Below are 6,161 nucleotides of genomic sequence, written 5' to 3'. Positions count from 1 at the left end.
CCGGCCGGTGCGGCGAGTGGGGGTACCCCCTGCTCGAGCGGAGCCGAGAGCTTGGGGGAGCGTGCCGGGCGCCGCGACGGGGCGAACGTTGCCTGTCGCGGCACTAGAACAGCGGGAGCTGCCCCGGGAACTCGGGAACCACGTATCCGTCCAGCGACGGCTGCACGGCGCCGAGTTGCGCCGCCCGGCGCGATCCCGGACAGGACGTCAGCTCGCCGCTGTCCCGCGCACCGGGCGGGTCGTGCCGCGCGAACCGCCCGGCGACGACGGCGATCTCACGACGGCACACGGGGCACGATCTGCGGCGCGGGGACGAGGACGACGAGGACATGGAGCCAGTGTGCCCCCGGGCACTGACAGGGCCCGTACGGCCACGACGCGCCCTGGCCCGTTGGCGCGTCCCGCCCTACGGTGGCGGCATGAGCGATCAGTGGGAAGCGCCTGTCGCACCCGTCGAGGCCCATGAACCCCCCTACTACGCGGCTGTCTTCACCTCGGTGCGAACCGGGAACCAGAGCGGCTACCGCGAGACCAACGCGCGCATGGAGGACCTGGTGAAGGACATCCCCGGGTTCCTGGGGATGGACCACGCACAGACCCCCGGCGGGCTGGGCATCACCGTCGGGTACTTCCGCGACGCCGACGGTCTCACGGAGTGGCGGCGCAACGCCGAGCACCGCGCGGCGCAGAAGCGCGGGCGGGACGAGTGGTACGAGAGCTACACGCTGCACGTGGCGAAGGTGGAGCGGAGCCACGGGTTCGTGCGAGCGGAGGATCCGCAGAGCCCGGCGGCAGGCTGACCAACCGAGATCACCGAGGAGGGCCCTCCGACGCGGGGACCGGCCGCCGAGTGATCAAGGCCGGTGCGACGCGCCACAGACGTGCCGGAGCAAGCGCCCCGGCAGGGAAGCCGCGGGAAAACGAGAACGTCCCCCAACCAGGCTTGCTGGTCGGGGGACGATTCCCCATGCGTGGCGGCGCCAGGATTCGAACCTGGGGGAAGGTCTCGCCTCACCTCGCACCCGGGCGAGTGGCCGGCTTGGAACCCCGACCTTCCGCTCGACCATCCACTCGCTGTCTTCGTGGCCTCCTCGGGCGTCGTCGGCAGAGAACGGCCGCTCGCCCCCCAGGCCATGTGCCCCTGGATCCGCTCGGGATCGTCAGGGCACCGCACACACCGCCACCGGAACTTCCCGGCTGCTCGGGGTGCGTCACCGGTGCAGGGACTCGGCGACGGCCGGGTCCTCGAGCACGGTGACGCACCAGGCGAAGTGCTCGTCACCGCCGCCCGGCGCGAAGGCGTCGCTCGTGGCCATCGCATAGGCGGCCCGGTACAGCAGGAGGTCGTCGACCGCGTAGCCGAACTCGTCGGCGAACCGCGTGGTGAGCTGCTGGGTGATCTCCGGGGCGTGCTCGGTGCCCGTCGGGAAGACGGCCGCGGCCACGGCGGCGTCGAACCGGGGGTCCCCGCCCGTGGACAGGAAGCCGTAGTCGACCAGGGCGAGCGGCCGCAGGTCGTCGTCCACCAGCACGGTCTCCGGGAAGACGTCACCGTGGACGACCGCCTCGTCGGTACGGGGCAGCGAGCGCAGCTTCCGAAGCAGCCGGGCGCGCGTGTCGTCGAAGTCGCGGACATCCGTGGAGAGCCGGTCCGCGCACCGGCTGACCCGCCGGTCCACCAGGTCCGCCAGGGCGGATCCGAAAGTGGTGTGGCCTTCCCACAGCGGGCGTTCCTCGTCCAGCACAGGAAGGTGCTTGACCTCGCCGACGTCATGGGCGTCCGCCAGGGCACGCAGCACGCCGACCAGGCAGTCGACCGCTTCGGGCAGCACCTCGTCCGGGTCGTCGGTGCGGATCCGGCCCGCCAAGGGCTCGCCGGTCAGCTCCCGCTCCACGGTCATCGGGACACCGTCGATGTCCTCGACGGCGAGGATCTCCGGGGCGCCGAACGGCAGGTGCGCCGCGGCATCGGCGTAGAAACGCTGCATCCGCCGCAGTTCGGATCCCCGTCGGCGCTCCCACACCTTGGCCACCGTTCCGTCCCCGAGTCGGTAGACGGCTCCCTCCACCGCCGCCTCGACGGGCTGGGCGTCGGGATATCCGGCGTCGACGAAATGTCGTACGCGCCGGGCCGTGGTGTCCCGTATCGCATCGGACATCTCGCGCCTCCTTCCGCCCCCGGCGTGCACGACCTGCCGGTCGGCGGGGCCGTCGCCGGGACCATCTCCCACGGTAGGCCCCTCGCCCGCGCCTCGTGGAACGAGCCGGAGTGATCATGCCCTCCTGGGGGACGCCTGGGGGACACGCACTGGTCAACGGTGGGATACGGGTGGGACGAGGTGAGACACGTCCACGACGAGTCGAGCGAGGAGAAGCAACAAGAAACCCCCTCTGACCAGGCAAGTAAGCTGATCAGAGGGGGTTTCCCTCAGCGTGGCGGCGCCAGGATTCGAACCTGGGAAGGCTGAGCCGGCAGATTTACAGTCTGCTCCCTTTGGCCGCTCGGGCACACCGCCGGGGATGCTGCCCGTCGTCCGCCTTTCGGCGGTGCTCCGTGGCAACGACGTAAACGATACCTGATGCGCAGGGGTGCTTCGCCACCCGATTGATCGGCGTCACCGCGGACGACGGGTGACTAGGCTGGTGCGGATGCGGCCCGGGACTCCCTGCCGGGCTCGGCGGAACCCCACGCCCGCCGACACGCACCCGACAAGCACCCTGATACAAGGAGCCACAGGACATGGCCGACTCCAGTTTCGACATCGTCTCGAAGGTCGAGCGGCAGGAGGTCGACAACGCCCTCAACCAGGCCGCCAAGGAGATCTCGCAGCGCTATGACTTCAAGGGCGTGGGTGCCTCGATCTCATGGTCCGGCGAGAAGATCCTCATGGAGGCCAACTCCGAGGACCGGGTGAAGGCGGTCCTCGACGTCTTCCAGTCCAAGCTGATCAAGCGCGGCATCTCGCTGAAGGCCCTGGACGCGGGCGAGCCGCAGCTGTCCGGCAAGGAGTACAAGATCTTCGCCTCCATCGAGGAGGGCATCTCCCAGGAGAACGCCAAGAAGGTGGCGAAGATCATCCGTGACGAGGGCCCCAAGGGCGTCAAGGCGCAGGTCCAGGGCGATGAGCTGCGCGTCAGCTCCAAGAGCCGCGACGACCTGCAGGCCGTCATCGCCCTTCTGAAGGGCAAGGACTTCGACTTCGCGCTGCAGTTCGTGAACTACCGCTAGTCCGCCGGACGACCGGCCTCCGCGCCCTGGGCGGGCATCCGGCATCGCGCCCGGGGCGGGCATCCGGCATCCGGCCATAGCCTTCGGCGGCCGGACGTCCGGTCACCGCGCCCCAGGCGGGGCATCCGGCCGTCGTGTTCGGCAGGCCGGGCGGCCGGGCGTCGCGGGCCGGGCGTACGGCGAAGGGTGGGCACCCGTTCGGTGCCCACCCTTCGCCGTCTGCGGGACGCCGGCGCCGCGGCGGCGCGCTCAGTCGCGTGAGTTGCCGAACAGGATGCGGTAGGCGATCAGCAGCACGAGTGAGCCGCCGATCGCCGCCGCCCAGGTGGCGCCGTCGTAGAACTCCTTGCTGATGGGGTGGTCCAGCCAGTGGGCCGAGATCCAGCCGCCGATGAACGCGCCCGCGATGCCGATGAGGGTGGTGCCGAGGAGGCCGCCCGGGTCACGGCCGGGCAGCAGGAACTTGGCGATGGCACCGGCCAACAGCCCCAGGATGATCCAGCTGACGATGCCCATGTCCTGATCCTGCCCTTCCACCCTGTGCCTGCACTGTCCCCGCGCTGCGGCTCCGGGGTCGTGTCCGCAGGCCGCGCGTCCCGCTCCTCGTACGGGACGCCGCTCTCCCGTCCTCGTCGTGGTGCTCGCCCCACGGGGTTCTCGTGCCGTGTTGCCGCTGAAGACGCCGCGACCACATCCGACGGTTGCACTGATCACTGCGGTACGCACCATGACGGGCTCCGCCCAGGGGACCGACGGGCCCCGGGTTGCGGGGCGGGGCGCCGCCCTGGGATACGGGGCGGGCCGCCCGGGGTGCGGGGCGTCCGCGGGTGCCGGCACCTCGCGGGCGGGACGAGGCAGGCCGGGGCTTCGCTCCGCGAACCGAAACTCCGCGAACCGAAAAGGGCATGTCGGTACTGGGCTGCGCGGGTACCCGTGCGGGACCGGGGCGCGGTCGGCACGCGTGCGGAGGTGAGGAGCTCGTGAGTCAGCCCTCGAACACCGGTACGCACGGGTCGGACGCAAGGCGGATCCCGCCGCCTTCGGGCGGCGAGGACCTGGACCGCCTGCAGGCCGGGCTGCGGCACCTGGCGCACGTCCACGGGCGTCTGCGCGCGCTGCTGGACGCCGTGATGAGCATAGGCAGCGCCCTGGAGCTGGACGTCGTGCTGCACTCCATCGTGGAGTCGTCCCGGAGACTCGTCGACGCCCGGTACGCGGCGATCGGCGTACTGGACCAGGCCGGGCACTTCACCGAGCTGATCCCGTCCGGATTCGGCGCGGACCAGTTCCGGCGCGGGTCCGGGGACGAGCTGCCCCACGGCACCGGACTGCTCGGCGAGCTGGTCCGCAACCCCAGTCCGCTGCGCGTGGCCGACCTCGCCGGGCACCCGCGGGCGGTGGGCTTCCCCAAGGGGCACCCGGTCATGACCACCCTGCTCGGGGTGCCGATCCGGGTCCGCGGCACCGTCTACGGCAACCTGTACCTCGCCGACAAGCAGGACGGCCCCTTCACCGACGAGGACGAGGAGATCGTCACGGCCCTGGCCGGCGCGGCCGGTGTCGCCATCGAGAACGCCCGTCTCTACGAGCGGGTCCGCCGCGCCACCGAGGAGTTCCAGCTCCGCCTCCTGCCCGACCTGCCCGGCATACCCGGTCTGGAACTGCGGGCCCGCTACCAGCCCTCCACGCGGACGCCGCGCATCGGCGGGGACTGGTACGACCTCTTCCGCCTGCCCGGGCATGCCCCCTGTCTGATGGTCGGCGACGTGATGGGCCACGGCCTGGAGGCCGCCACCCTCATGAGCCAGATCAGCAACGCCCTGCGCGTCATCGCCTTCGACGAGCGGGAGCCGCCGAGCCGGATCCTCCACCGTCTCGACGAGGTCCTGCACGGCCTGTACGGCGGTCCCATGGCCACGGTCCTCGTCGCCCGTCTGGAGTCTCCCGACCGCGACGGCAGCCGGCTGCTGCGCTGGGCCAGTGCCGGGCATCTGCCCCCTCTGCTGGCCACCCCCGACCACCGGGCCCGGTACGTGCGCACCGAGTCCGTCGGCCATCCCCTCGGCGTCGACCCCGGCCTGATGCGCCCCGAGCACGAGCTGCTCCTCCCACCGGGCGCGACCATGGTCCTGCACACCGACGGGCTGGTCGAGTGCCGCGGCCACTCGCTCGACGAGGGCATGGACGAGGCCGGACGCCTGGCCGCTGCCCTTGCCACGGCTCCACTCGACCAGTTGTGCGATGCGCTTCTCGCCCATCGCGCCGGTGCCTTCGACGACGACGTGGCCATTCTCGCCGTCCGTGTCACCGGCTGAGGGGGACGCCGGTCCGGCGCCCGGTGTCACGGCCGTCGCCCTCGCAGGGCCCTCCCCCGATCGCGCCCCGGCGGGCGCCGCGGTGACGCCGGGGCGTCACCCGCTGATACTTGGACCAGCAGGCGGTGCCGGCGGAGCGACCCGGAGAGGTGCCGATCATGAAGGTGTTCAACCTGGTGCTCAATGTTCTGTGGCTGGTCCTCTGCGGCATCTGGATGGCGCTCGGGTACCTTGTCGCGGCGCTGGTGTGCTTCCTCCTGATCGTCACCATCCCGTTCGGCATCGCGGCGCTGCGCATCGCGGGGTTCGTGCTGTGGCCGTTCGGCAGGACCACGGTGGACCGGCCCGACGCCGGTGCGCCGTCCTTCCTCGGGAACGTGATCTGGGTCGTTCTCGCCGGGTGGTGGCTGGCGCTGGGGCACCTGCTCACGAGCATCCCGCTGTTCCTGTCGATCATCGGCATCCCGTTCGGATGGGCGAACCTGAAGCTCATCCCGATCTCGCTCATGCCCCTGGGGCGCGAGGTGGTGTCCACCGACAAGGGCTTCGGCCGGCGGACGGCGTGGTGACGGCGGACGGGGGGAACGGGCAGGGCCGCTCAGGGACACCGCACGGCG

Annotated in this window: 7 protein-coding genes and 1 tRNA gene; 4 read left to right on the top strand and 4 right to left on the bottom strand. The window is 71.4% G+C overall.

Features of this window, described 5'->3' with window-relative positions:
• Positions 1 to 103: 103 nt before the first annotated feature.
• Positions 104 to 331, bottom strand: a complete 228-nt coding sequence (locus ACWDNY_RS03695; RefSeq protein WP_451644061.1) for a hypothetical protein — start codon at positions 329 to 331, stop codon at positions 104 to 106.
• A gap of 88 nt (positions 332 to 419) precedes the next feature.
• Between ACWDNY_RS03695 and ACWDNY_RS03690 the strand changes: the two genes are divergently transcribed.
• Positions 420 to 800: an antibiotic biosynthesis monooxygenase family protein gene (locus ACWDNY_RS03690; protein WP_451644060.1), complete on the top strand. Its 381-nt coding sequence runs from the start codon at positions 420 to 422 to the stop codon at positions 798 to 800.
• Positions 801 to 1,211: 411 nt separating this feature from the next.
• Here the strand turns inward: ACWDNY_RS03690 and ACWDNY_RS03685 are convergent, their stop codons facing one another.
• Together ACWDNY_RS03685 and ACWDNY_RS03680 are read right to left on the bottom strand one after the other, a co-directional pair.
• Positions 1,212 to 2,159, bottom strand: a complete 948-nt coding sequence (locus tag ACWDNY_RS03685) for a phosphotransferase family protein (RefSeq protein WP_451644059.1) — start codon at positions 2,157 to 2,159, stop codon at positions 1,212 to 1,214.
• A 275-nt stretch (positions 2,160 to 2,434) separates the two neighbouring features.
• Positions 2,435 to 2,516, bottom strand: a tRNA-Tyr gene (locus tag ACWDNY_RS03680).
• Positions 2,517 to 2,740: 224 nt separating this feature from the next.
• Between ACWDNY_RS03680 and ACWDNY_RS03675 the strand changes: the two genes are divergently transcribed.
• Positions 2,741 to 3,229: a YajQ family cyclic di-GMP-binding protein gene (locus tag ACWDNY_RS03675; RefSeq protein WP_030174428.1), complete on the top strand. Its 489-nt coding sequence runs from the start codon at positions 2,741 to 2,743 to the stop codon at positions 3,227 to 3,229.
• A gap of 249 nt (positions 3,230 to 3,478) precedes the next feature.
• Here the strand turns inward: ACWDNY_RS03675 and ACWDNY_RS03670 are convergent, their stop codons facing one another.
• Positions 3,479 to 3,745, bottom strand: coding sequence for a GlsB/YeaQ/YmgE family stress response membrane protein (locus tag ACWDNY_RS03670; protein ID WP_451644058.1), 267 nt, complete (start codon positions 3,743 to 3,745; stop codon positions 3,479 to 3,481).
• 464 nt (positions 3,746 to 4,209) lie between these two features.
• Between ACWDNY_RS03670 and ACWDNY_RS03665 the strand changes: the two genes are divergently transcribed.
• On the top strand, positions 4,210 to 5,544 hold the full coding sequence (locus ACWDNY_RS03665) for a PP2C family protein-serine/threonine phosphatase (RefSeq protein WP_451644056.1): 1,335 nt from the start codon (positions 4,210 to 4,212) through the stop codon (positions 5,542 to 5,544).
• Between the two features lie 158 nt (positions 5,545 to 5,702).
• A complete protein-coding gene (locus ACWDNY_RS03660; RefSeq protein ID WP_451644055.1) occupies positions 5,703 to 6,113 on the top strand; it encodes a YccF domain-containing protein in 411 nt (136 codons plus the stop codon).
• Positions 6,114 to 6,161 lie beyond the last annotated feature (48 nt).

It is taken from the genome of Streptomyces sp. NPDC003697, assembly GCF_053587115.1.
This window is presented reverse-complemented; position numbering and strand designations above follow the sequence as displayed.